20 protein-coding genes and 1 pseudogene are annotated in these 23,276 nt (G+C 40.6%); 18 read left to right on the top strand and 3 right to left on the bottom strand.

Translation table 11 applies throughout. The annotated features are described in order from the left end of the window. Positions 1 to 37: 37 nt before the first annotated feature. The 18 genes and pseudogenes from xrtA to ACYX4W_RS17015 all read left to right on the top strand — a co-directional run bounded on the left by xrtA (position 38) and on the right by ACYX4W_RS17015 (position 19,077). Entirely contained in the window at positions 38 to 1,486 is a 1,449-nt protein-coding gene (gene xrtA / locus ACYX4W_RS17100; protein WP_476073962.1) for an exosortase A, read from the top strand. Further along, complete coding sequence (locus ACYX4W_RS17095) at positions 1,483 to 2,565, top strand: glycosyltransferase (protein ID WP_476073961.1); 1,083 nt, start codon at positions 1,483 to 1,485, stop codon at positions 2,563 to 2,565. Before xrtA ends, ACYX4W_RS17095 begins: the two co-directional genes overlap by 4 nt. Before the next feature lie 9 nt (positions 2,566 to 2,574). Next, positions 2,575 to 3,792 (top strand): annotated as a pseudogene (gene asnB / locus ACYX4W_RS17090) (asparagine synthase (glutamine-hydrolyzing)); the annotation flags it as partial. Positions 3,793 to 3,941: 149 nt separating this feature from the next. Next, complete coding sequence (locus tag ACYX4W_RS17085) at positions 3,942 to 4,478, top strand: asparagine synthase-related protein (RefSeq protein ID WP_476075492.1); 537 nt, start codon at positions 3,942 to 3,944, stop codon at positions 4,476 to 4,478. Further along, entirely contained in the window at positions 4,475 to 5,713 is a 1,239-nt protein-coding gene (locus ACYX4W_RS17080) for a TIGR03087 family PEP-CTERM/XrtA system glycosyltransferase (RefSeq protein ID WP_476073960.1), read from the top strand. The genes ACYX4W_RS17085 and ACYX4W_RS17080 overlap by 4 nt, the downstream gene beginning before the upstream one ends. Continuing rightward, a complete protein-coding gene (locus tag ACYX4W_RS17075; RefSeq protein WP_476073959.1) occupies positions 5,697 to 6,731 on the top strand; it encodes a GHMP family kinase ATP-binding protein in 1,035 nt (344 codons plus the stop codon). The genes ACYX4W_RS17080 and ACYX4W_RS17075 overlap by 17 nt, the downstream gene beginning before the upstream one ends. Beyond that, complete coding sequence (locus ACYX4W_RS17070) at positions 6,710 to 7,300, top strand: D-sedoheptulose-7-phosphate isomerase (protein ID WP_476073958.1); 591 nt, start codon at positions 6,710 to 6,712, stop codon at positions 7,298 to 7,300. The genes ACYX4W_RS17075 and ACYX4W_RS17070 overlap by 22 nt, the downstream gene beginning before the upstream one ends. Before the next feature lie 8 nt (positions 7,301 to 7,308). Further along, positions 7,309 to 8,034: a sugar phosphate nucleotidyltransferase gene (locus tag ACYX4W_RS17065; protein ID WP_476073957.1), complete on the top strand. Its 726-nt coding sequence runs from the start codon at positions 7,309 to 7,311 to the stop codon at positions 8,032 to 8,034. Positions 8,035 to 8,039: 5 nt separating this feature from the next. Then, entirely contained in the window at positions 8,040 to 9,233 is a 1,194-nt protein-coding gene (locus ACYX4W_RS17060; protein ID WP_476073956.1) for a glycosyltransferase family 4 protein, read from the top strand. Then, positions 9,230 to 10,432: a right-handed parallel beta-helix repeat-containing protein gene (locus ACYX4W_RS17055; RefSeq protein WP_476073955.1), complete on the top strand. Its 1,203-nt coding sequence runs from the start codon at positions 9,230 to 9,232 to the stop codon at positions 10,430 to 10,432. The genes ACYX4W_RS17060 and ACYX4W_RS17055 overlap by 4 nt, the downstream gene beginning before the upstream one ends. After that, positions 10,405 to 11,592, top strand: coding sequence for a glycosyltransferase family 4 protein (locus ACYX4W_RS17050; RefSeq protein ID WP_476073954.1), 1,188 nt, complete (start codon positions 10,405 to 10,407; stop codon positions 11,590 to 11,592). Before ACYX4W_RS17055 ends, ACYX4W_RS17050 begins: the two co-directional genes overlap by 28 nt. A 67-nt stretch (positions 11,593 to 11,659) precedes the next feature. Continuing rightward, positions 11,660 to 12,523 carry a hypothetical protein gene (locus tag ACYX4W_RS17045; RefSeq protein ID WP_476073953.1) on the top strand — a complete coding sequence of 288 codons (864 nt, stop codon included), beginning with the start codon at positions 11,660 to 11,662 and terminating at the stop codon, positions 12,521 to 12,523. A 94-nt stretch (positions 12,524 to 12,617) separates the two neighbouring features. Then, positions 12,618 to 13,970, top strand: coding sequence for a putative O-glycosylation ligase, exosortase A system-associated (locus ACYX4W_RS17040; protein ID WP_476073952.1), 1,353 nt, complete (start codon positions 12,618 to 12,620; stop codon positions 13,968 to 13,970). After that, positions 13,945 to 15,036 (top strand): glycosyltransferase family 4 protein, encoded by a 1,092-nt coding sequence (locus tag ACYX4W_RS17035; RefSeq protein WP_476073951.1) that lies wholly within the window; start codon positions 13,945 to 13,947, stop codon positions 15,034 to 15,036. The genes ACYX4W_RS17040 and ACYX4W_RS17035 overlap by 26 nt, the downstream gene beginning before the upstream one ends. After that, entirely contained in the window at positions 15,033 to 15,923 is an 891-nt protein-coding gene (locus ACYX4W_RS17030) for a glycosyltransferase (RefSeq protein ID WP_476073950.1), read from the top strand. Before ACYX4W_RS17035 ends, ACYX4W_RS17030 begins: the two co-directional genes overlap by 4 nt. Beyond that, the gene (locus tag ACYX4W_RS17025; protein ID WP_476073949.1) at positions 15,920 to 17,398 is read left to right on the top strand and encodes a lipopolysaccharide biosynthesis protein; all 1,479 of its coding nucleotides are present in this window, start codon (positions 15,920 to 15,922) and stop codon (positions 17,396 to 17,398) included. The genes ACYX4W_RS17030 and ACYX4W_RS17025 overlap by 4 nt, the downstream gene beginning before the upstream one ends. Continuing rightward, complete coding sequence (locus tag ACYX4W_RS17020; protein ID WP_476073948.1) at positions 17,391 to 18,062, top strand: SGNH/GDSL hydrolase family protein; 672 nt, start codon at positions 17,391 to 17,393, stop codon at positions 18,060 to 18,062. Before ACYX4W_RS17025 ends, ACYX4W_RS17020 begins: the two co-directional genes overlap by 8 nt. 4 nt (positions 18,063 to 18,066) lie before the next feature. Then, positions 18,067 to 19,077: an acyltransferase family protein gene (locus tag ACYX4W_RS17015; RefSeq protein ID WP_476073947.1), complete on the top strand. Its 1,011-nt coding sequence runs from the start codon at positions 18,067 to 18,069 to the stop codon at positions 19,075 to 19,077. Here the strand turns inward: ACYX4W_RS17015 and ACYX4W_RS17010 are convergent. Genes ACYX4W_RS17010 through ACYX4W_RS17000 form a run of 3 tightly spaced genes read right to left on the bottom strand, consistent with a single transcriptional unit; the run spans position 19,074 to position 23,141 of the window. Continuing rightward, positions 19,074 to 20,246 (bottom strand): glycosyltransferase family protein, encoded by a 1,173-nt coding sequence (locus tag ACYX4W_RS17010; RefSeq protein WP_476073946.1) that lies wholly within the window; start codon positions 20,244 to 20,246, stop codon positions 19,074 to 19,076. The genes ACYX4W_RS17015 and ACYX4W_RS17010 overlap by 4 nt on opposite strands. Before the next feature lie 51 nt (positions 20,247 to 20,297). Further along, a complete protein-coding gene (locus ACYX4W_RS17005; protein ID WP_476073945.1) occupies positions 20,298 to 21,074 on the bottom strand; it encodes a hypothetical protein in 777 nt (258 codons plus the stop codon). Between the two features lie 9 nt (positions 21,075 to 21,083). Continuing rightward, complete coding sequence (locus ACYX4W_RS17000) at positions 21,084 to 23,141, bottom strand: DUF6077 domain-containing protein (RefSeq protein ID WP_476073944.1); 2,058 nt, start codon at positions 23,139 to 23,141, stop codon at positions 21,084 to 21,086. Positions 23,142 to 23,276 lie beyond the last annotated feature (135 nt).

The following is a 23,276-nucleotide window of genomic DNA, read 5'->3' as shown; positions in this document are numbered from 1 at the left end:
AGCGCGGTTCGCTGATGTTTTGCAGGAATATATGTCAATGAGACAAAGTTCGGTGAATTCTTACTTGGCTTGCGGGGCACTTGTGTTTTTAGTTTGGGGATACGTTTACTTCCAAACGCTTCAACACATGGTGACAGTATGGTCTCAGTCCGAAACTTACAAACATTGTTTTTTTATTTTACCTATAACTCTCTATCTCTTATACGAAAAGAGGATCCGCCTAAAAAGCTTAGATTACCGCCCTACTTGGTTGGTAATTATTCCACTGCTAATCACTCAAACTTTATTTTTTTTAGCGCAGCAACTGTCTGTACAGCTTGTTTCACATTTTTGTGCCGTTACCTCGCTTATATTGATCACCTGGACGCTAGTAGGAAACAGTGTTTTCAAAGTTATTGCGTTTCCCGTTTTTTACCTATACTTCGCTGTTCCTTTCGGAGAAGAACTTGTCCCACATTTACAGGTAATTACTGCAGATATTAGCTGCCAACTCCTTATGGCGGTAGGTATTCCGGTGTATCGTGAGGGGCTGTATCTCTATTTGCCAAACGGCACCTTCCACGTAGCAGAAGCTTGCGCTGGGATCAGGTTTTTAATAGGAACTTTTGCACTAGGCGTGCTCTTGGCTTACCTAAATTATCAACGTTTATGGAAGCGGCTGCTATTCGCAATGATTTGCGCATTTGTCCCCATAATTGCGAATGGCATCAGAGCTTTTGGTATCATGGTCATAGGTTATGCTACAGATATGCAACATGCTGTCGGAGCTGATCATTTAGTTTATGGATGGTTTTTCTTTCTATTCGTTCTAATCATTCTGTTTTTTCTTGGAACTTTCGGCAACGATCCCCAAGTGAATCAAAAAGACAGTGGGGGGAATGGGAGTATTCAAGCAAACAATTCGGTAGTTTTTGCATCCGTGTTAGTTATTCTCTTTCCATTATTGTCCCACTTTGGAATAAGTAATGAGAAGCTACCTGAAGATATTAACGTAAATTATCTACTTAATTCTAACTATCAACCAGTAGAGCAAGGAACACTTAGCTGGATGGAGGTCAAGGATGATTCTATTCAACCTACATGGAGCGGCTTTCTAGATAACATCCCGTTGAGATTAACCTATCGCGATGATAGTGATACGCAGGAATTAGTAAGTTCTTTACATCGACCATTCAATGATGACGAGTTCAGCTTACTTAAAGCTAAAGAGCTAATTCGTAGAAATAATAATTCTTACGAAGTAATCAAGATTCAAAATGTACACGGGCATAGTAAGAAGCTATTGATTTGGTACCAGCTGGAAAACCAATCTGTAGCTCCTGCTTTAACCGCAAAGTGGCAGCAATTTCTCAATCGTATTTCTGGTAAAAGAGCCGATGGTTATTATGTCGTTGCAGAAATACCCGAAAACCTTTCAGTTGACATTGTATTAAAGCGGTTAGGAAATTTACCTTTACCTCCAGTTGAAATAAAGGCTGCGCCATGACTAAGACTATTTTTCATGTGGTATACGGACTACATGTCGGTGGTCTTGAAAGGGTACTAGTTAACACTGTCTCTCGTATGCCGAAAAATTATAAGCATACAGTAGTCTGTCTCACTTCTTATTCCGACTCTTTTGCTTCACTACTTCCTAGTAATGCAAACGTGGTAGCGTTAGACAAAAAAGATGGTCAAGACTTTGGACTTTTTTTTAAATGGTGGAAACTTTTGCGAGCTTACCAGCCCGACGTGGTTCATAGCTATAACCTTGCGACGCTAGAGCTCCAAGTGTTGTCAGCCTTAGCTGGCGTAAAAGTTCGGATTCATGCAGAGCATGGAAGAGACGTATATGATCCCTTTGGCGACAATAAAAAATATCAGCTATTAAGAAGGTTAGTTTCGCCATTTATCCATACTTGGGTGTCAGTTTCATTAGAGTTACATAAGTGGTTAGAAAATACGGTCGGTCTTTCTACTAGTAAGACAAAGCTAATTAGAAATGGTATCGACACTGAGCTCTTCGCACCTCAGAACAAGTCGAGTGATGAGTTTGTTATAGGCCATGTGGGCCGTCTTAGCCCTATCAAGAACCAGACACTGCTAATAGATGCGTTTTGCTTAGCGACTTGTCGTAACGCTGAATTTGCTAAAAAAGCGAGCTTGAATATTGTTGGAGAGGGGGAGAGCGAATCGACTTTGCGAAACCACATTACTTCAAAAAATATGTCAAAAAAAATAAGCTTGATAGGGTTGCGTGAAGATATGCCTGAGGTCTACAGAAGCTTTTCGGTATTCGTTATGTCATCTATCGGTGAAGGTATACCAATGACATTATTAGAGGCTATGGCAAGTGGTGTTCCCGCAATAGTAACTGACGTAGGAGGAATGCCTGAGGTAGTTACACAAAAAGAAGGTGTAATTGTGCCTTCGCAGAATGCAGATGCCTTGGCCGATGCAATGATATTGCTTTTCGAGTCGTCAGATTTACTAAGCAGTTTCGCAAATGCATCACGTAAAAGAATTTGTAAAGATTTTGATGAAGATAAAATGGTCTCTGATTATTTATCCTTATATAACCAATGAGAAACCGGCATGTGCGGAGTTAGCGGAATATTCAGTTTTGACAAAGAGCAACTTGTATCTAAACAAGCGCTAGAAGACATGAACAATGCTCAAATACACAGAGGGCCCGATGCTGGAGGTTTTTACTTTGGAGATGGAGTTGCTTTAGGACATCGTCGTTTATCAATAATAGATATCTCGGGCGGTGGTCAACCCATCTATAGCGAAGATAAAAATGTAGTAATAGTTTTTAATGGTGAAATATTTAATCATCATGACATTGCTAAAGAACTTAAGTCAAAAGGCTATCAATATCAAACGCATAGTGACACGGAGACTATACTGCATTCATGGAGGGAGTGGGGGGTCGAGTGTTTAAGTAAACTGCGAGGAATGTTCGTTTTTCTCATATGGGACGAAGTTAAACAGCAGCTATTTGTAGCGAGAGATAGGTTAGGCATCAAACCGCTACATTATTCTCAACTTGCTGATGGCAGTGTGATTTTTGGCTCAGAACTGAAAGTTTTAAAAGCGCATCCTGAGTTTGACCGAACGCTAAATTATTCAGCAATAGAAGATTACCTCACTTTTGGTTATGTACCTGACCCAAAGTGTATTTATTCTTCAGTGCAAAAATTAGAGGCAGGCCACTACTTGTTGTTCCAGCGGGGGAATGCAGAGACTTTACCACAGCAAGTACAATATTGGGATTTACCGTGGGATCAACCACAATACAACGAACTAGACAAAGAAGTTCTAGTTGAGCGTTTTCGTGAAGCCGTGGATATTCGCTTAGAGTCAGAAGTTCCCCTGGGAGCGTTCTTATCCGGGGGAGTTGATTCAAGTGCGGTCGTAGCAATGATGTCTGCACTGCGCAAAGAGCCTGTTACTACACTCTCAATAGGTTTCGATGTTCCTGACTATAATGAGTCCGAATTTGCATCATTAGTTGCTAAACAATATGAAACTTCACACCACTCAGAGGTAGTAAATCACGAAGATTTTTCGTTGATTGACAAAATGGTAGAGTTATATGATGAGCCCTATTCTGATTCATCGGCTCTCCCCACCTACAAGGTTTGTGAGCTAGCGAGAAAACATGTGACGGTAGCGCTTTCAGGAGACGGCGGCGACGAACTTTTCGCTGGCTATCGTAGGTATCGCCTCCATATAAATGAACAAAGAGTACGAGATATTATTCCTGATTCGATTAGGCGACGAGTATTCGGTTTGTTAGGAAGTATTTATCCAAAGCTTGATTGGGCTCCCCAATTTTTACGAGCAAAAACGACATTACAATCTTTATCTTTGAGTTCTTCAGAAGCCTACCTAAATAGTGTGAGCAAACTGCGTTTTGATGAGCGAAGACTCTTTATCATGAAAGCTTTAAGCGTCATATTGGCGAATACAGCTCGAATCAAGTATTTGCCAACGTACTTAAAGGCAAGCAATTTGAGGATAAGCTTAAAGAAGCACAGTATCTCGATTATAAAACTTGGGTTACGGGTGATATTCATACCAAAGTGGATCGAGCAAGCATGGCTCACGGACTTGAGGTTAGAGTTCCTATTTTTGATCATAAGCTAGTAGAGTGGGGCTTCAGGCTGCCCTCAAGACTGAATTTGAATAATGGTGAAGGAAAGTTCAGTTTCAAAAAGGCTCTTGAGCCTTTCCTATCCAAGGACACTCTATATCGCGAGAAAATGGGCTTTAGTGTGCCAATGGCTCAATGGTTACGAGGACCGCTGAAACAAAAAATGATAAGTTTGTTATCTTCTGAATGTGTTTCTAGACACGAAATTTTCGATAAAAATGCTTTGTTGGAGAAAGCTCAACAACACATTAGCGGGAAATACGACCATGCCGCCGCGTTATGGACAATAATGATGTTGTGTCAGTTTTTAGTAAAAGAAGAAAATGAGAGACGTTCATGAAGCCTCCTTTGTTATTTCTGTGCCACAGGATGCCCTTTCCTCCAAATAAAGGGGATAAGATTACAACCTTTAATCTTATGAATTACCTAAGCAAGCGCTTTGAGCTTTATTTGGGTAGTTTTGTTGATGATGATTTTGATAAAAAATACATAGACGATGTAAAAGCCTACTGTAAAGAAGTAAAATTCATCGACATTACGCGCAAACGATACCTAACAAGTGGTTTAAAATCCCTAGTGTTAGCCGAGTCTGTTTCTACTGCACATTACAGAAATGAAGAATTACAAAGTTGGGTTCACGAGGTTATTAATGACCATGGTATAGAGTATCTATTCGTATATTCTTCAGGGATGGCTCAGTTTATTGACTTCCCAGAATACAAAAACAAAAAACGTGTTCTAGATATGGCCGATGTAGACAGTGATAAATGGCGTCAGTACTGTGAAAACAAGCCTTTCTATTCGCAATTAATTTATGCAAGAGAATACAAACTACTAAAAAAGTTAGAGCAAAAGGTTCTTTCAGAGTTTGACGCAATAACGCTTATAACAGACGAAGAAAGAGACTTGTTTAAATCACTTTCTCCCAACGCTTATAGTGACAAGATAGTTACACTCAGTAATGGCGTAGACACCGATTATTTTGACCCTTCTGCTAAGTTTGATCACACTGATAGTCCTTCTGAGGAATGCCCCTCAATTTGCTTTACAGGCGCAATGGATTATTGGGCCAACGAAGATGCGGTGGTATGGTTTTGTGAAAACGTGTGGCCACTAGTAATAGAGAAGCACCCAGCACTGACTTTCTACATAGTTGGAGGGAAACCCACGGAGCGAGTTAAAAAGCTGTCCTCAATCCAAGGTGTTATTGTTACAGGGAGAGTCGTCGATGTGCGTCCTTATATCGACAAAGCCCTAGTCGCAGTGGCGACTTTGCGTATCGCTCGGGGAGTCCAAAATAAAGTGCTTGAAGCAATGTCAATGGCCAAGCCAGTGGTCATGACCCCTATGGCACAGGAGGGAATAGCGTTACCAGCGGAACAAGAGAGTTTAGTCATTGATGATGAAAATATTATGGCTCAGACAATTCTAGACCTGGTTTCTGACAGTGCGCGCTCTGCGGCAATCGGTGAAAAAAATCGGAACTGGATAGTTGAGCGATATAGTTGGGAAGGTGCGCTAAAGCCTCTCGATAAACTTTACCCAAGGAAAAACAGCAATGATAGTACGAACTAAGGCACCGCTTCGTATAGGGTTAGCAGGAGGTGGTACGGATGTATCCCCATATAGTGATAAATATGGCGGTTTTATACTAAATGTAACACTCGACATGTTTGCTTACGCGACAATTCAGACCAGGGATGACGATAAAATCTGTTTTGAAGCTCAAGATATAGAGCAGACCTATACACAGAACATACATGATGAACTTGTAGTTGAAGATGAATTAATTCTTCATAAAGCTATTTACAAACGGGTCGTACAAGACTTTAACAATGGTGAGCCTATTGGCCTTGACATTATAACCTTTTCTGATGCCCCACCAGGGAGCGGGTTAGGCTCCTCCTCAACTATGGTTGTGGCTATTCTTGCTGCCTTTAGGGAACTACTTAAATTACCTCTCGGTGAATATGATCTAGCGCATCTTGCTTATGAAATCGAGCGAGAAGATTGCAAATTGTCAGGGGGGAAACAAGATCAATACGCAGCCACATTTGGTGGCTTCAATTTTATGGAGTTTTATCAAGATAGGGTTTTAGTGAATCCGCTGCGTATCCGAAACGACATACAAAACGAGCTTGAAAGTCAGATCGTACTTTATTTCACAGGATTGTCTCGGGATTCTGGTAAGATCATAGATGATCAAATAAAAGCATCAACAAAGACAGATAGTGACAAGTCATTAGAGGCACTTCATATGGTTAAGCAAAGTGCTTTTGAAATGAAAGAGTGCCTATTGCGCAATGATATAGAAGGTATGTCGAGAGTATTAGAGGCGTCATGGTTGGCGAAAAAATCAACATCATCTTCGATCTCAAACTCCTATATTGAAGAGGTAGCTTCCATGGCTATCGAAAATGGCGCAAAGTCTCTAAAATTATCAGGGGCTGGTGGAGGTGGTTTCATGATGCTTTTTGTTGACCCAGTTGACAAGCAACCGCTCATCAAAAGGCTAAAGCAGACTTCGGGGCAAGTACATAATTTTCAATTTACAAATTTTGGGGTAAAAGCGTGGACGGTACACAATACATAAAAAGTCACTTCGAAAAGAGTATTGAGGTAAAACAGAAAATACTTAACGATAGTGCATTGATAGAGCGAATTGTTGAAGCAAGCGAATTGTGTATAGAAGCGCTGCAACGGGGAAATAAGGTAATGTTTGCAGGAAATGGCGGCAGCGCTGCTGATTCTCAACATCTTGCAGCAGAGTTTGTAAGCAGATTTAACTTTGACCGTCCAGGTTTGCCTTCAATTGCTTTGACCACGGACACTTCAATGTTAACAGCTATTGGTAACGATTATGGTTTCGAAAATCTGTTTTCTCGCCAAGTTCAGGCGAATGGCAGAGAAGGTGACATATTTGTTGGAATAAGTACATCTGGAAATTCGGCGAACGTTGTGAAGGCAGTGGAACAAGCAAAAGAAATGGGCATACATACCATTGCTTTATGTGGTGATGCAGGAAAGTTACCCGAAATGTGTGACATAACGCTAAACGTACCTTCAACGTGTACGCCTTTCATCCAAGAGTCACACATTAGCATTGGCCACATTATATGCGCTATTGTCGAAGAAACACTGTTTGCTAAATACAAACCTTAGGAGTAAGTGTGGAAGCCATTCTTCTTGCCGGTGGTCTAGGGACTCGGTTGCATAGTGTGACTGGGGACAATTACCCTAAGTGTTTAGCGGAGGTAAATAATGTACCTTTTTTACACTACGTACTCTGGAATTTTCGAAATCAGGGGATAAGACGTTTCATATTAGCAGTTTCACATCTTTCTGAAATGGTAGAAGAAGAAGTTAGGCATCATTTTGCAGATTGGGATATTGAATTTTCAGTTGAGCGTGAACCTCTCGGAACTGGTGGGGCAATTAGGGAAGCGCTGGCGCTTTGTTATGACAAACATGTGATAGTTGCAAATGCAGATTCATTTATTGAATTTTCTTTACCGAAATTTGTTCGGGACATGCGTGAAAACGAAAGCGATCTGGGGCTCGTATGCACAGAAGTAAATGACCTGTCTCGTTTTGGCGCGGCCAATATTGAACAAGGAAAGCTCATTGGTTTCTCTGAAAAAGGGAAGAGCGGCAAAGGGCTTATTAATGCAGGAATCTATTGGTTGAAAACTTCTCATTACGCTTTTTTAGACCAACCTGAGCGTTTTAGCTTTGAAAAAAATGTATTAGGTAATAAAGGGTTAAATATAGATGTGTTCAAAACAAAAGGATTATTCTTCGACATTGGAACTCCTGGTGACTTTGCTGGTGCTCAACGCCTTGTAGAATTAAATCAGGGGCTCTTTTCTACATCTCCTAAATTCGTAAAAGAGTAAAGTTGATGGAAATTGTCACCATTAGCACACTTTATCCAAACAAAAACGATCTAAAGCATGGTGTTTTTGTTCACACACGACTAAAGCAACTACTGCGTGCTTACCCAGAAATATCGGCCACGGTAATTGCTCCTGTGCCGTGGTTTCCTTTCTCGTGGAAAAAGTTTGGCGAATACGCAAAATATGCCGGTGTACCATACAGTGAAACTATAGACGGCATTACAGTTTTCCATCCCAAATATGTAGTCTTACCAAAAATTGGTATGTATATAACTCCATTTTTTTTGTCTAAAGCTATCAAAAAAACATTACACAAGCTTCTAAAACGCAAAAATGTCGATTTGATTGATGGACATTATTTTTACCCTGACGGAGTTGCTATTGAAAGAGTGGCAAGCAGACTTAACATTCCTTTTACCTGCACTGCAAGAGGGACTGATATCAATTTAGTGCCCACATATCCAAGAGCTCGAAAAATGCTACAGTCGGTTTTCGAGAATTCATCCCACATGATGAGCGTTTGCCAAGCACTTAAAGACGAAATGATAGCACTAGGAGTCGATGACAGACGGGTAACTGTTGTAAGAAATGGAGTAGACCTATCACTTTTCAGTGCCAGTGATGATGATGCACAGCAAACTTTAAAAAGCTCTTTGGGTTTAAGTACTCCGAGTTTAATTATCTCAGTAGGTTGGTTGATAGAGCGAAAAGGTCATCACTTAGTCATTGAGTCACTAAAAAAGCTGGATGGTGTAACTCTTGCAATTGCGGGTGACGGCCCCGACCTGAAGAAACTGCAACTACTTGCCAAAGAGTTAGGAGTGAGTGAGCGAGTCAAGTTTCTGGGGGCGCTAAGCCAATCGGATTTAAATAAATGGTTCCGTAGTGCGGATCTTTCAGTCCTTGCGTCAAGTCGTGAAGGTTGGGCAAATGTACTGCTGGAGTCAATGGCATCAGGGACACCTGTTGTTGCGACGAGGGTGTGGGGTACGCCCGAAGTAGTTAAGACAAAAGATGCAGGTATTTTAGTTGAGCGCTCAAGCGATGCTATCGCTGAGGGAATTCGCCAATTGTTAGATGAGAAGCCTTCACGTGTTCAAACGCGTAAGTACGCTGAGAAATTTTCATGGAGTGAAAGCTGTGATTCCCTTTACAGATTATTCCGCTCAATTAATGAAGACAAGGTAGAGCCATCATGAGCATAAAAGAAAATACGCTCATCATGCTGAAAAGATACTTTTTTTATACGGGCTTATTAGGTCATATTGTGCTGATTATATTTATAGTATTGCGTCCAGACCTAGTCGATAAAGTTTCAAGTAAAATTTTGAGTAAATATTATACTTCGGCGAAGGCCAGTGAGCGTAACGAAATGCTTAAGTTCCCAAGCCTTCAACAAGAAATAGAAGCAGTTTTTTCGAAATGGCAGCCAAGCGATGAATACACTTCTTCTAACCTACATTTTGTGAATGGGAAACCTTTTGAATCTCTTCAAAATGCTCTTAAAAGCCTCAAAGATGGTGATACGCTGGAAATTGCACAAGGCGTATATTCTGAACCTTTTGAAATACATCACAACCGTCTTACCATTATTGGAAAGGGGCATGTGGTTTTTGAAAAAGCAGCAATAAGAGGAAAAGGGTATATCGTTAATTATGCTGATGATTTAACCGTTAAAAATATTGAATGCAGAGGTATTACAGTAGGTGACCGGAACGGAGCGTGTATCCGTCAAGAGGGGGCAAACCTGACGTTAGAGCATGTGTATTTTCACAGTAGCGAGAATGGTGTACTAGAAGCCACTAGCAAAACCAGCAGAATCCTTATTTATGATAGTCGTTTTGAACAGTTGGGACGTTTAGGACGGGCTCATGGTGTCTATACTAATACAGCAGAGCTTTATATCTACGATAGTATGTTTATTGCTTCAAAGAGTGAAGGACACGAAATCAAAAGTAGGGGAGCTGTTACCGAAATTCACGGCAGTATTATAGCATCACTATCAGGTGTAGATAGCAGACTACTTGATGTACCAAACGGCGGTAAGCTTGTTTTGAGCAAATCATTGCTTCAGCAAGGGGCTATGTCATCGAATGGACAAGCGATTGGTTATGCTCAAGAAGGAAGAAAACATACCGAAAATAGCATCACACTTAGAGAAAATGTTTTTATATTCGACAGAATTGGCTATGACAGTATGTTAGCTACAGATAACCAATACGTAGAAACTGTAATATCGCAAAATATAATAGTGGGTGAGGTTGATACACCGGAATTAGACACCTCGAATCTAACATATGAAAGTAGGGAAAAAATTGGTTTTCCTGAATATCCTTTTCTTCCTAATGCTTGGTGTGCTGAGCAAGATAAATGCCTAATAAGAACTATAAGTCAATGAAGATACTCTATCATCACAGAGTTGCCAGCAAAGACGGGCAATATGTTCATATCGAGGAGATCGTAAATGCACTTCGAAAGCTGGGGCACAACGTTCATATTGTAGCACCGAAAATGACTGAACAGTCTAGTTTCGGCAGCAATGGTGGTTTTGTCAGTAAGCTTAAGAACCATTTACCTCAAATGCTGTATGAGTCTATAGAATACTCCTATAGCTTCTGGGCGTTTTTTAAAATGCTGTGGTCTATCTGGAAATTCAAGCCAGATGTTATTTATGAACGCTATAACTTATTTTTTACCGGCGGAATTTGGGCAGCCAAGCTTTGTAAAGTACCTTTACTGTTAGAGGTCAACTCTCCTTTGTATGAAGAACGGATTGACTATGGTGGACTTTCTCTTAAGCGGCTAGCTAGATGGTCAGAATATTATGCTTGGCGTAATGCTGACGTTGTATTGCCCGTCACGCAAGTACTTGCGGAATTTATATTTAATGCGGGGGTACCTAGAGAACGAATTGAGGTAATTCCTAACGGGGTCGATGAGGCTCGTTTCGACCCGTCTCTTTACACTCAACGACTACCTAAACTGAAGGAAAAGTGTGTTGTAGGGTTTGTAGGGTTTTGTAGGGAGTGGCACCACCTTGACAAGGTCATGCGGTCGTTAGCTTCCCTTAATAGAAAAGACATTGTTTTTTTGCTTGTTGGGGATGGCCCTGTGTTACCTAGCCTAAATGAACTTGCTGATGAATTGGGTTTTACGGAGCAATTTATATCTACAGGTTTAGTCGCTAGAGACAAAATGCCATATTGGTTGAGTCAAATCGACATTGCTCTTCAGCCAGCGGTTACGCCATGGGCGTCGCCTCTAAAACTGCTTGAATACTTAGCGATGGGGAAAGCGATATTGGCAGATGACAGTCCTAATATAAAAGAATTGTTAACTGATGAGCACAATGCGTTACTTTTTCAAAGTGGAAACCTCGAAGATATGGTTGATAAGTTAATCAAAATGATTTCATCGCCCGAACTGGTCGACAATCTTACCAAGGCTGCTACTCAGACGATTGAGCGAAGATCTCTACAATGGATAGGAAATGCCAAGGTCATCGAAAATTTAGCAGAGGAAAGGGTTATGAAGCGAGGTCAGTTTGATGCTTCTTGATAGCCTAATAACCAAATTAAATAAAGTAAGGTTTCAGAAGGCTGCGCTTAACGTACGTTCTACATGTATGTACCCATCAATTAAAGGTGCTAATGTCGTCTTACTATCGCAAGTTTATCACGGTGCGGTAGATATGGCTCTGTTGGCGCTTAAAAGCTTCGCTTACCAGTTGGGAAGTTGCGCAATCGAAATTGTCGATGATGGTTCACTCACCGGTGAAGATAAAAACCTGTTTAAAGCACACTTTTCCGACTTAACAATTACTAATATTAACGACATCGATGTCGGTCACTGCCCTCGAGGCGGGACGTGGGAAAGGTTAGTCAGAATACTAGAACTCTCTCGAGAGCGTTATGTAATCCAAGTAGATACTGACACGTTAACCATCTCTGCTATTCCCGAAATATCCAAAGCGGTTAACGAGAATAGAGCGTTTACGATTGGAAACCCTGTTTTCAGTTTCCCTGTGCCCCCTGAGTACATGGCAGCGATTTCTAAAAGGTGGCAGGGCAATCATGTGCAAGTAGAAACGGAAAGAGCTATTACGACTCTACAATCTGAAAAATTTAAGAAATATTGTCGTGGATGCTCCGCTCTTACTGGCTTTCCTAAAATGGGGCCTAGCTTTGAAAGACTAGAAGCACTGTCTCAAGAGCTAGAGGGTAAGGTAGGGCCTAAAAAATGGAATGAATGGGGCTCAGAACAAGTCGCGAGTAATTTAATGGTTTCCTTATCAGACGACCCCTTTATTTTGCCATGGCCCAAGTACGCAAATTACGGCTTCCCATCGACAGGCAAAGGGAACAAAGACCCTGATAATTTTATCGGCAAAGTGTCTACACTACACTTTATAGGAAGTCATCGCTTCAGTTCGCGCGTATACGAAAAGTTGTCACAATACGTAATCAATGAATTTTTGAGGCATTTGTAGTGATAGACAATACGGTTTTCTTGCTCGAGATTGTGCTTCTAGTTTGGCTATCACTTAAAGCTATAAAAATAGACAATCAGGACGATGATAAGTAATGCGTGATTATCTTTTAGTGTTAATTCTACCGCTATTACTTTACGCAGCGTTGAGAAAACCATTTTTATCAATATCATTCTGGATTTGGTCGGCCCTTGTGCCTCCCTTTTTATGGGCCCACGGTGGCATGGCGACATCTGTGCGTTGGAACTTTCTTTTCGCCGTAGTGACCATGGCTAGCTTCGCGATAAACAAGGGAAATAAAAAACCTCCTAGTGGTGCTATCTTCGTTCTTTGTGTGATCTTTTTTGCACATTGTGTTGTTAGCACAATGCTTAATAATGGTTATGGTCCTTATGTTTGGTTTAGGTTCGATTTGTTTTGGCGGACATTACTATTGTTCTTTTTTATTGCTGTAGTCGTGAGAAAGCAGGTGCATTTTGAAGCAATTGCCTGGGGTATTACTTTATCCTTCGGAGCACTAGCGATGATAGAAGGAGCAAAGTTCGTTATATCACTAGGTGGCCACAACATTTTTGGTTTAACACCCGCATTCAATGATAATAACCTTTCAGCATTGGCGTCTCTGATGTGTATTCCAATAGCAATTTTTCTCGCCCGCCAATATAAAGACAATTTTTATTTTAGAAACGGACTATATGGCGTAGCATTTTTCAACGTCATGTTTGTACTGGGAACTGATTCTCGTGGCGCTTTTCTGGGGCTTGCCGTGTTCAGCATTGCTTACTGGTTAAAATCGAAAAACAAGTTTCGTGATGGGTTTGTAATGTCTTTGGGTGGGTTGATTGCTCTTGCTATTCTATCTGATGAATGGTTCAACAGGATGGAAACCATCGGCGATGCAGGGGAGGATGGATCTTTCCAAGGCAGATTAAAGTCTTGGAAGCTTGCTATGCTGATGGCTATTAGGCATCCTTTTTTTGGAGGTGGATTTGATTCTACATTTACAAATAGAGGGACGATCAACAGTCTTATTGCAGATTGGGAAACGTTGTCTTGGATACCAAGTGCGACCCTAAATGTTGGTGATACGGTTTTTGTCGCCCACAGTATTTACTTTCAGGTGTTGGCAGACCACGGTTTTCTTGGTGCTATCTGGTATGGTTTCATTGTACTAATTACATTGAAAACCCTTAGCGGGATTACAAAGACAAGTAAAGTATTTTGGCATGTCAATTTAGCAGAAATGCTCAGGCTTTCGCTTATTGCCTTTTTAACTGCTGGCGCAGCTCTTAGTTCAGCTTATAACGATTTGTTTTTTGCGCTCGTAGGAATGACTGCTGCACTTTCCGCTGTCGTTAAAGGTGAAGAAAAAAGAGTCGCAGAAGTGCGAGCGAGAACAATGCAACAAGCAAGGTTTGGTAATGAGACTGGCCATATTAATACATGACTATACTGCTATGGGGGGGACCGAGAGAGTCACTCTTCAGCTTTGTAATCAATTAGCAGAACGACACACGGTTACTCTGATTTCGGTGCAGCAAACTGGTAAGAAACCTGCTTTCAGCCTATCAAACGACGTTCAGGTTAAATTTCTCGGCGGTGACACTGCGAATATGTTCAAAACACTGCCACAGAAAGTCTATGCATTACGAAAAATCCTAAGCGAGAATCAACCGAATGCAATCATAGCCTCAGATTCTCAGATGGCACTGTTAAGTCTTCCTGCAACAATTGGTAAAAATTGCCAGAGGATTGTATGGGAACATTTTAATTCTCGTATTGAAACTCGATTTGGTAGTCGTTGGTTTGCTAGGAGGCTGGCTGCCAAATTTGCTCAAACTATCGTTGTATTAACTCAGCAGGATAAACGAGAGTGGGAAAATAAGTATAAGTGCAGAGCTACTGTTGTCGTGCATTCAAACCCTTGTGCATTGCCATTACCTGTACTTAATCCATATAAAGATGTCCACGTCGTGTTGTCTGCTGGACGTTACACTGAGCAAAAGGGGTTTGACCTTTTAGTAAAAGCATGGAAGAGCTTGTCGAGCGATATGCGTCAAGATTGGGTTCTTCGAATAGTAGGCCCTAATGGCAGTGCGAAAGCAGAACTCTTGTCAGCAGCTAAAGAGGATGAAAGTATTCAGATTGACGGCCCATCTTCAAACATGAAAGAGTGTTACTTAGATGCTGGAATTTTTGTTTGCAGTTCTCGCTATGAAGGCTTCGGCTTAACCATCGTAGAAGCTATGACGCATGGTGTGCCAGTTATTGCTTTCGATTGTCCTATGGGGCCAGCCGAAATAATTAACGAGGAATATGGAAAAGTCGTTGAATTAGCAGATGTAAGTGCCTTGTCTAGAGAATTAGCGTTAATGATCGAAAGTAAATCAGATCGGCAATTTTACTCGGAACGTTCATTTGAACGAGCGTCTCATTTCACTCCGGAGATTATAATAAGCCGCTGGGAAAGTTTGTTAGAAGCATGTGCTGATGAGGAAATAAACGTACCATGATACGTCACATTGAAGTGTGTGTGGTTGCACATAATGAAGAAGACTTTATTGTTTCATGCTTAGAAAGCATAGAAGTGGCTTTAGCTCGCATTCCAAATTCTACAGCTTCCAAAGTCCATATCGTAAATAACGGAAGTTCAGATAGTTCAGATTCTGTTATCGATAGTTTTTGTTCCACCCGAAATAATTTCGACGCTAAGCATATTAAGTTAGGCGATAAATCTAATGCATGGAATGTTGCTATATATGAGCTAGTTCAGAATAGTGAAAGCCTGATAGTTATGGTCGATGGTGACTGCACAATAAGTGCAGAAAGTTTAGTCGCTTTTTTGGAGGGCGCTAAATTAAATATTGATGCATATCTTCTAGCCGCTATACCAGAACCTATCGGTCGTTACAGCGAAGTTATCACCAGAAATACGCTTAATGGTAAAGCGTTAAGTGGTAACTTTTATGCTATCACGCCATTATTCCATAAAAAAATTAAACAAACAGGCTTTATGCTACCTGTCGGTTTGATCGGCGATGACAGCCTTTTAGCTTGGGTTGCTCAATGTGACTTTAGATTGAGCAATGGAGTTAAAGATGGATTGATGGTTGGTGTAAAAGGAGCCTTGTTCGGCTACCATCGGCTGATTCCCAATTCATTCAAAAATATTAAGATGTACTGGCGTAGGCTACAACGCTATAGCTTGAGACACCTTCAACAAAATTGCATCAAAGAGTACCTTATTCTTGAAAGTGATGACTTTGCTTCACTGCCGCGCAATGTAGTTAATCTGTATACTTATCACAAACCTGAGCATGTTAGGACTGATAACCGACTGAATACTTTTCTGGACACGCGTACCTCAAAAAAAATAAAAGCTATTAGTGTCGCAAAATGAGTATTCAAAAAAAGTTAACAGTGGCCTACCTATGGAATTTGCTCGGTAAGTGGGGCGTTCGTTTTATTGGAATAGGTAGCACGCTTGTTCTAGTAAGGTTGTTAGACCCCTCTGCATTCGGGTTGGTCGCGCTTGCAACCATTTGTATCGGCTTTTTTGAGACCTTAACAGACATCGGTATAAACAGGTATTTAATATCTCAGACACAGCTCGATAAACAAGCAATGGACTCGAGTTGGACAGTCGCTTTGCTACTTAAGATCGCTTTAATTTTTTTGATTATTGCGTTGTCAGGCTTTCTTGCAGACTTTATGAATGCCCCTGAAATTCAGTTGATTATTGTAGTTGTGGCTTGTTCAGGCATTTTCTCTGCGCTTAATAATATTGGTTTAGTTCAATTTGAAAAAGAGCTAGATTTTAAGCGTATTTCTGCTTTGATGCTTAGTGCAAAGCTGGTCTCAACAGCCGTGATGCTGGTGTTTGCGTTCTGGTTACAAAATTACTGGGCCCTCGTGGCGGGGGGGGTATGTAATGCGATGGTATATTGCATCGGGTCTTATCGAATATCATCCTACCGTCCTAAGATTAACTTCAATATCGCAAAAGGTCAGCTACGATTTTCTAGTAAAATAATGGCGCGCGCTGTGCTGGGGTACACTCGTAATAAACTTGATACATTTCTTGTGGGGCGGTTATTCGATAATGGCGCTGTAGGCAAATATAGTATTGGACTTGAATTCGCAGTGCTCCCTCTTGCCGAAGTAATAACTCCAGCGTCTACAGCAATGTTTCCAGCCTTAGCGGGCTATAAGAACAATAAACAGGAATTATTCGATAAAACTTACAAATACTTCGGTTTGGTCTATGGTTTTGTAATGCCTTGCATCGTTGGAATTTGGTTTGTTGCCCCTCAATTTTGCGACGTGATCTTAGGGCCAAAGTGGGCAGACACTGCGCCTGTAATGGCTGCTTTAAGTGTCATGATGCTACCTTATCCCCTAACAGCAATTACTAACAACTTATTTGATTATCTCAATAAGACTCAATATAGCCTTTTCAGTGATGCAATGGGGATAACACTTCTAGTCGGTGCTTTCTGTTTGTTCACTTTTAGCGAATTGTCTGAGTTTGCTTGGGCTAGAGGTATCGTTGCGCTAATCGCCTTCCTATGCATACTGATTTTTACACGGCTGACGATTGGCTTATCTATCAAGAAAATGTTGAGCGTACTTTTACTACCATCCACAGCCGCCTTTGCGATGTGGAGTTGTCTAGAGTATGGCTATCATTTTACTGAACTGTCATTTTTAGCACTGGTGGGAAATATAGTAATTGGAGCAGTAGTTTACTCGATAGCGCTATCAATACTCCTCAGAATATTCGCGAAGTTCGACCCTACATGGGAGTTTTGGTGGAAAAAACTTAAGGCTTTACCAATAATGCTTCACAAAAAGTTGGGTGAAAATTGTGCTTAAAAGAATCATTGGGCATTTAAGTATATTATCGTTGGGGGCAATTATAACTGCTGTAGTGCTTCTCTCTATTGATAATGCAAGACGAGCCGTAATGAATTATTTATCTCTTCACAGTTCCAGCCCGGTAGTGCTAATACTTGGCGATTCCCACCTCGCTAGGTTTGACGGTTGGCCAGATATTTGGTCTTTGAAACCGTGGCAAATTCGAAATATAGCTGTTGATGGGTATCAAGCTCGCCAAGTATATTCAATGTATCGAGATCAAGTCTCAAGTGATGACCATTGTGTACTGGTAGTCATGGCCGGTATAAACCGGACGAAAAAAGACATGCCCAATGATGCTGCAGATGCTATTGATAAACTGGTTCGTATTGCTAAGAAACGAGATAAAAGGCTAGTTATTTTAGAGGTAATGTACACTGAGCGCCCAAATGACAGTGCGTATGTAGAAGACTTAAATATGCAATTGCGAACTATTGCCGAAATTAATAACACGATGTTTGTAAGTGTGAATCATAAACTAAGCGGTAAGAAAAAGCTTCTATCTCAATTCAGCAGTGATGAGTTGCACTTAAATAGCGCAGGCTATTCCGCCCTAATGGCTGAGATTCGGGAGCAAACACTACAATTTATATCAACTGAACTTAAACAATGTAGAGGCTAAATTCGTGTTTGGTACATACCGATTAATATTAGCATTCATGGTAGTTTTCTTGCATTTGGCTGGTTGGCCGGGTTTTGGAGAGTATGCAGTTTTTACTTTCTTTTGTTTAAGCGGCTATTTGATGACTTTTATAATGCAGCAAAACTATGGTTATGACAGGCAGGGAGTGAAAAAGTATGCTATTGCAAGAATGCTTCGTATCTATCCATTGTATATCGCAGCTTGCTTACTGAGTATTGTAACCTTATTGCTGGTTGGAGAGGAGGCTACCAGTGCAGTTATCTTCAATTTGCGTTGGCCCGAAGGAATAGCTAACACGTTCTCAAATGTTACACTAATGAATTTCGATCATAAATCGCCTGCGCTCGTACCACCCTCTTGGGCATTAACTGTAGAAATTATCTATTACGCTTTAATCGGGCTTGGGCTCTCAAAGACCAAGACAAGAACCTGGATATGGTTCGGTGCAGGAACGATATACACAGTCGCTATATTCACAACAAATTTGCCATGGTGGGACTATGGCTATTTTCATCCAGCTGCTGCTTCTCTCCCCTTCGCTACGGGAGCACTAATGTATCATTACAAGGATGAAATAGGGCAGTCCATAGGACGTTTTGCGCGACTTGATGTGGCTATTCTTTTATATGGCGTTGTTCTATTAAACTGGTATTGGCAGTACAAAAACGGATCAGGTTTATCCATTGGCTTTTACTTGAACTTTTTAATCAACTGTCTTCTTCTTGCTGTCTTAACTCACGTCAAGGTGGAAAACAAAATATTGCTAAATTTTGATAAAAAAATGGGGGACCTTAGTTATCCTATATATCTAATACATTGGACTGTCGGTGTTCTAGTGTTCTACGGTGCGGCACAGTTAGGCGTTGAGCTTACTAAGCGAACTGAAATGTTTGCAATAATCTCGATACCTTTCATGCTATTTTTTGGTCAACTTACTGTAATGAGCATTCACAAGCCTGTTGAGACCTTAAGAGACTGGATAAAAAGAACCTAAGTGCTGCATATTGACTTGATTCGCTTCGCGATTTCTTGTTCTCCGCGAGCCTTGCGAATTTTAATAGTGTTTCTTTTCCAATTTTCATAAGAGGCGAGAATTTGCTCCGGCTTGTCTGCTAAATCCTGAAAAAATTTAAACAAGTCTGACTGTTCAGACCTCAGTATGCCGAACTCGCCATACTTTTCCTTAATAGCAATATGTGATTGATTTGACGTTGTTATCAACGGTTTTGCTGCGGCAAATGCATCAATTATACTTCCGCTCGAAACATATGATACTGAATTTGGAAGTGGGAGACACACAAGATCCATCGTTCCAAGCAGTTCGACGAACTTTTCTCTCGCTAAGTGGGTTTTGTGAGGGGGCAGTGCTAATCCAGAGGTGTCAAATTCTGAGGCTTGAGCAGTATTTTCTTTTCCTATTGCATAAAATTTTAAATTATCGCTATTAAACTGTTTAGCGATTTTGCAAAAGACGTCAAATCCTTTCCCTTTTCCGCAATGACCCAAGAAAGCAATTTTAATAGGTTCTCCAGCAATTAAATTTTTTGGGGGTAACCATTCAGATTCAAGTACTGGGTGTTCAACAACTTCTACTGAGCCCCTCATAGCAGGGGCTATGTCTAAAATAACATCGTCCAACCCCAGTTCCAGCACTAATAGCTTTTGATTTTTTGGCAATCCTCGCTTCAGGACAGAGATATAATCGAAATAGCGTTCTATAGGGTTTCGAGAACGCCAGCTTCTGCTTATTCCGAGTTGATTATGCTGTAAGAAATGGCATTCCCCGGCCATGTTTTTCCAAAACTTTTTCAAGACATTAATTACTGGCGCTCTTGAACCAAGAACAGTGATTAAATCAATATTTTCTAAGTTAAAATTGTCAGACAGCCATTTTGTGTAATATCGAGCGGCTCTTCTTCCATAAATAGGGTGGTGATAAGAATGATGAGAAAGTAACTCATCAAATTGAGGGATGACTCTGTATTTAACGTTAGAAAGTGCTCCAACTTGCGCCCTTATATTTTTTACATGGCCATCGCAAGCTGCAAATGTAATGGCTTTGTCAGGATACGCAAGTGACATTGCCTTAACGTAACCTTCGTTAAAAGGTAAATGCATTTCACTATGGCTAACCATATCTATTAAAACAATTTCTTTTGTCATTATTCTGTTATCGACTTCTTTAAAATTTGCGAGTTTTAACCACAGTTTAAGTTATAAGAGTACGCTTTGTTGGGCTTTGGAATCCAACAATATTCTCACTCTGTTGTAAGTGTTTTGGCAATGCTTGAAATATGGACTCTCTGCGTAAGGAACATGAACGGGCATGAGTTCCGACTGAATTATTTCTCCTTTCAAAAGTGAACTCGAAGAGTCTCCAGCTTTTTCTTTGCCAGTGTTATGCATTTTCTCATACTTTGTAGATAGCGTGGTTTTAAGCTCAAGGAATTGAGAAATTCTTTGTAGTGTTAGAGTTGGTTTCGATTTGATTGCATCTGCATCAAAATATAAGTAGTTGAAATTTTTAACCGAAGCAATATCAGCAAGAAGTTCAAGCCTTTCACAGTAATACGCAGCAGCGAATTCAGGGTTTGTAAATTCATGGCTGGGATTTATTTTTTGGTACAAGGATACAATGCTTGGGATGGTAAATTCTGGCGCTCTAATACTTATAAGGAAGTGGCTTTTAGGGTGCTTTTGTATACGCTCGCTGATGTGGTGCTCGTTGTGAAGAACTTTATCAAACATATAGACGCTGTTTTGCTTTATGCTATGTTCTTGGGAATAAAGTATCTTTTGGCGCATTAAGCTTTTTAAACTGTAATAGCCTATATGCATTTCGTAATAGCCATTAATTTGCTTATGACTACCGAGCAAATGCCCCATTAGACTCGTATTAGCTCTCATATGGCTAAGTAAAAAAAGGTGCTTCTTGCTAGAAAGTAAAGATGGAGTAGTTATGATCGAGCGTAAAGCTTGAGAATACGACATCAGCGCTGTTTATCCTATAACTCTATAGATACCCCAAGCATTTAGTTGTGCTAAAGGCTTCAAGGAAAGAGATTCTATGATTTTTGGAGGTAAAGATTCGGCCACAATAACAGTTATACCTGCAAGCTTGAGAGATGATTGGTATAACATTAACTGCTCGTCAGTTAAACTATTTAGGCTATCTGTTAGCGTTTGTAGGCGTTCCCTTAATTTCGTTTCTTTTGATGAAAAATATGGCTGGCTCCAATATAGAGGTCGTGAAGCTATGAGCTTCGCATCTCTAGGTAGCATGGGGAGCATTTGTGCGACAATATCTTGCGCGACAATAGTATCGGATTCTGATGTAACGCGAATCGTTTCTTTCGCAGCACGCATGGCTTCGGAAGGAACTTTGTGAAGAATGAAGGATGATGAATATCTTTGTAAAGCATAGCTGCCATTAAGTACTATAAAGGCCGCAAAGATTGAAAATAAAACCGGATATGACAATGTTTTCGCATGCCTAGCTAGCAAAGGGCTATTTGGAACGAAAAAACGCAATATTGCGGTTGAATTTTGAATTATTAACGCACTGCTTAGCGCGATGACCAGTGATAGCGGAGCTGCCCAATGATAGCGCCAGATAAGGTTGCCAGGACCTATGGTATTGCCGAGAAAGCTTGCTAATGGATGACTAAAGCAGAGTATTATTATTAGGCCTAGCCAGCGAAGTGAAAGTAGTCGCTCTTTAGTTTGCGAAGCGTAAGACGCCATCAGAGCAACGAAAACGATACTTAATATGATAAAGAGTGAATAATTGTCGCCAAACAACCAATACATTGATGAAATTGGACGTTCAGCAGGTTGCATTGGTAGCACTGTAGGTAACGTAGAAGATAACGCTAAATTTTCTTCAACGTTAGCTAATGTGGAAACTGGAGAGTATGAGTTTACTTTTGCTATTGCCGTTTTTACGACCACTAGCATCACTAAATTAGGCAAACTAACCAAAGCTAAGAGTGCAAGGTTCTTCAATAAAACCTTTATACTCCATTGGGAAAATGCTAGAAGTGAGATACCGGCTACCAGCCCTGCAATATAGAAGCCAGTACTTGAAACTCCACCGCAAGCAACCATCGCTAAACCTGTTGCTATCAAGTAACGACGGGAATTTGTTCTACACCATAATAAAACCATTAGACAAGTCAACGGCGCGTATAGCATAAGAAGCAACGCTTTACCTTGAAAAAATCGAGGTATAAAGAAAAAACCGTGCATGTGGTTATGAGTAGACCAAAGAAGCAAAAAAGTGAGTGAGAAAAGAGTTCCCAACAGTGCTTGTTGCGGTGCAAAATGTCTGACAAAAGAATAAGTTACCCAAGGTACAAAGATAACCAGTATGCATGGCGCAATCGTGTAGTACCAAGTGAGGTGGTCAATGCCGCTAAAATACGATAACGCGGCAATAATAAACTCCCAACTTTGGCCGAGGTTTAGTGCAAAAATGTGATTCGGTAAGTTTTCATTGTAAATGGTATCAATAGAAAAAAGGGGGGCGTCGGGGTGTTGTAAAAGCCCTACTATGTAAGAAATGAAATGTGTGTCGTCGGCATTATTTACATTGCTTAGTAAATATAGAAACATCAACAATATAGAGCACAAGCTTAACCATATTACGTGACTTTTCGGTGCTTGTTCTGAAGAGACGATAGCTTTGTGATAGCTCGTGACTACGTTAGACAATAATAGCGTTGCACTACCAGTTGCTGCAATAAACCATGTATAGCTAAATTCATCATCAATGCCAAAAGCTGTAATGAGAAGAGCTATTACAAAAGTAATAACGCAGAAAATTAATTGGCTTTTTGAGCGTGATCTAACTTTATCGGTGGGAGCGTTTACCGTTGGAACAATGACTGCGCTGAAAGTATTCAGTTTGATTAACACTGCCAACACGGCAGAAAAAAAGACAATAAACGGAAAGACAGCATTAAGATCTGCAAACGACATTCCTAAGCTTTGCGCCGGCCACAAAATAAAACAGCTAGTTGTTATCAAAAACAACAAAAAACTAAAAATAGTTTCCAAAGAACGCACAAAGTACAAAGTGAAACTCATTTTTTTGAAAGTCCGTTTATTCTATTCAATGCAATAGCATACAAACAAAAAGGCTCACTTTAAATTGGTAATTGCAGATACAGCCAAAGTTATTTAGATAGGGGG

The sequence above is a fragment of the Alteromonas sp. ABH4_454 genome (genome assembly GCF_056311775.1).
The sequence above is the reverse complement of the archived record's forward strand: the minus strand, read 5'-3'. Positions and strand labels throughout refer to the sequence as shown.